The sequence below is a fragment of the Psychrobacter sp. Ps7 genome, from assembly GCF_022129225.1.
Lineage (GTDB): Bacteria > Pseudomonadota > Gammaproteobacteria > Pseudomonadales > Moraxellaceae > Psychrobacter > Psychrobacter immobilis_A.
On record NZ_JADQAH010000068.1, the window covers coordinates 1 to 3,122 of the forward strand.

The 3,122-nt window shown below is 36.5% G+C and carries 5 protein-coding genes; 3 read left to right on the forward strand and 2 right to left on the reverse strand.

Annotation, left to right across the window (positions count from 1 at the left end):
• The coding region (locus tag I3257_RS13985; protein ID WP_238050153.1) for a hypothetical protein at nt 1-321 on the forward strand (321 nt) is incomplete at its 5' end.
• Nucleotides 322-680: 359 nt separating this feature from the next.
• On the opposite strand, the gene I3257_RS13990 is transcribed toward I3257_RS13985, so the two are convergent.
• Nucleotides 681-1,319 (reverse strand): tetratricopeptide repeat protein, encoded by a 639-nt coding sequence (locus tag I3257_RS13990; RefSeq protein ID WP_011954796.1) that lies wholly within the window; start codon nt 1,317-1,319, stop codon nt 681-683.
• A gap of 33 nt (nt 1,320-1,352) precedes the next feature.
• Nucleotides 1,353-1,703, reverse strand: coding sequence for a hypothetical protein (locus I3257_RS13995; RefSeq protein ID WP_036600603.1), 351 nt, complete (start codon nt 1,701-1,703; stop codon nt 1,353-1,355).
• A 203-nt stretch (nt 1,704-1,906) separates the two neighbouring features.
• Between I3257_RS13995 and I3257_RS14000 the strand changes: the two genes are divergently transcribed.
• Complete coding sequence (locus I3257_RS14000) at nt 1,907-2,107, forward strand: hypothetical protein (protein WP_041773880.1); 201 nt, start codon at nt 1,907-1,909, stop codon at nt 2,105-2,107.
• 309 nt (nt 2,108-2,416) lie between these two features.
• A complete protein-coding gene (locus I3257_RS14005; protein ID WP_238050154.1) occupies nt 2,417-3,007 on the forward strand; it encodes a recombinase family protein in 591 nt (196 codons plus the stop codon).
• Nucleotides 3,008-3,122 lie beyond the last annotated feature (115 nt).

The following is a 3,122-nucleotide window of genomic DNA, read 5'->3' on the forward strand; positions in this document are numbered from 1 at the left end:
ATTAATACGCTTAGTTTACCAAGTTTAGTTGTACGGTTTCTTCAGCATAGCTCATATTGTGTCATTGATAAATTATCTCCGTCTTCTTATCAATATACAGCTGTCTATGGCTTACTATTTGCCTTACCTTTTGTGATAATTTTTCTGATTAGTGAAGTTTTTTATCCGATTAATTGGTATGCAGTTAATATGAAAGAGGTCGAATTGACTGCGGCACAAGCGGTAGTTCAAAGTTCTCTTTTTTTACCATTTACTATAGGGCTGATTCTATTGACTCATTTAATCATAAGGTGGTTGATATGCCTTAGGAGAGGTCGATAGGTATACCTATGGGGAGGGGGGCAATCAGGTGCTCTCACTGATTTGGCGCCCTATACAGGCATCGAGCTGTATGATTAAAATCTCCCAAGTTTAACTGTACGGATTTGACAGCAGGGGTCATTACCTAATGAGTATAAGTCGTCCGATAAGAACTATAAAGAAATAGACGTTAAAGAAATATGTGATAGCCAGAATTTTTTCTTTGTTGTAGCTTAAAAGATAGGTATATCTAAAAAATTTCTGCTAGTTGTCTGACTAAAACTTCCAAAGCTTGAGTGTACGGCATCGACGGCAGGGGTCAGACATCGAACTGTAGGTTATAACCCTAATTTTTGAGGAGGTATTTAGATTTCAGATATCTATTTTTGATAAAGTCTTCGATACTCAGCACAGGCAAACGGATATCCATTGCTGCAAGACTTTTGATACCATTCTAGCGCTTTGTTTTTATCCTGCTGTATATTGATACCCTTCTCATAGAATACTGCCAGCCCTGATTGAGCCATTGGAAGATCCTGCAAAGCTGCCTTGCGCGTCCACTCAAAAGCCTTCGTATCACTTTGGGTTGTACCTTTACCTTTAAGGTACATATCTCCAATTTTTGATTGGTATAAGTCAATACCGTCATTGGCTAAGTTTTGATATAACTCAAACGCTTTAGCATCGTTTTGATCTACGCCTTGACCCTTCTCATACATCAATGCCAGCATCCCCTGCATTTCTTTATGTCCATGGTTAGCTGCTTGTTGTAACCAATAAAATGCTTTTGAATAATCTTGAGGAACGCCTCTACCATAGTAGTATATAAGCCCTAATTCCGCTTGGCTTGAAGCATCTCCTAGATTAGCTTGTAATGTGAGATTTTCAAAATCCTTCTCAACATCAGATTTTACGGTTGGAACATTGTTTTGAGTGCTCTCCCTCTGAGTATCAATAACTTTAGTACACCCTGTCAGCATAATACACGTCAGCAAAAATACTGCTAGTCTCTTTTTCATGACTGCTTGTCCTTTTAGTTAATCAAGGTAACACTAACCTTTTTTAACTGACCTTGAGTGTGGAAATATCGTAACTATTACTAATACAATGCCAGCTACAACTAAAATTAATGGACTCAATTGCAGAATATGAACTGAACCAAATATAAGAAAATACATACAAACTGCTATAACCTGAAAATCGTAAGTATGGTCTTTAAAGAATTTAAATATAATAATTAAAAGAAGCGCTATACCTACTATAAGGAAGAAAGTTCCATCAAGAAACATGTCTTTCATAAAAAAATAATAGATCACAGCAAATATGATATAAATGCCTAAACCAATTTTTCTATGAATTGAGTTTTTCTGTGTGGACTTAGTATTTTCTAATTCATCTCTCATAAAGCTATTAACCCCTATCACCTAACATAAAAATATAAATTAACAATTTTTACTATTGTTGGAACACGTTAGATCCTTATATAGGAAACCAAACCAGTGAGAGGGCCTGAGTGGTCCCTTATAGGTATACCTGATAACCGTTATTTTTTTAACTCTAAAATATGTTATTCCTACTTAGCTATGTTTTTTTATGGAGGTTTTTAATGAAGACAGTATATGTTCTTGAACATGCTATTGATGGTTTGACCGAAAACATGAGATTATTAGGCGTTTATGACTCTAAACAAGAGGCAGAAAAGGCTATTAAAACCCTTAGTGACAAGCCAGGCTTTAAAGATCATCTTGATGATTTTTTGATAGATGAGTACGAATTAAATAAACTTTGTTGGTCTAGTGGTTTCTAAGCTATCCGATGCCCTTATAGTGCACCGAACCAGTGAAGGTATACCCCAAGGGAACCAGTTATTTCACCCTTCAAACCTATTAACAGACCACTTAAAACAGACTGTTAATATGGAACCATCTATAACAGACTTTAGAATTATAGGACTGGTTGCTGTGCTTTTTTCCTATCATTAGCCTATACCTAAAACATAAAACCTTTAAATAATAATTTATCTATCATTAGACTTGTCTATGATATTAAATGATAGTAATATCTTGCTATTATCAATAAACATTAATTATTAAGTCTAAGTAATAGAGGTGGCGTTATGACCATTCGTATTTATGTGAGAGCCAGCACTAAGGATCAAGACGCTACCAGAGCATTATCTGATTTAGTGACTTTCAGTACAGGTTACGATGATAACCATGTTGATTACGTTGAGCATTTCAGTGGTACTAAGCTAGATAGACCGGCACTCACTAAGTTACTTGATGATGCCAACCAAGACGATATTCTGTTGGTTGAAAGCGTGGATAGATTAAGCAGGCTATCTCAAGATGATTTTGCAATTCTAAAGCAGCGTATCAAAGACAAGGGCTTACGATTGGTGGTGGCTGACCTACCAACCACACATACGGTTAGCAAGGGTATGACAGGCGACATCCTCAGGGTAATTAACGACATGCTGATCGACTTATTAGCAACGATGGCAAAGCTTGATAACGATAAGCGTAGAGAGCGTATCAAACAGGGACTGGCTAACAGTGGCTATAAGCCCACTGGTAAGAAGCCTAATACAACGAAACACAATCGTATCAGAGAATTAGACAGTCAAAAAAATATGACAAAAGAGGAGATCGCTAAGGCAGTTGGTGTTGGGGTGGCTACGGTTTATCGAGTATTAAAGCAAGGATGATAGCTGAGGTATTTTAATTGTTTATTTGCCTTTTTATAGATACAATGCGATCAGATATATAATAGACCTCTTGCAAAAGTCATAAACCAAGCTCGAAATTAACAACACCGGCGAA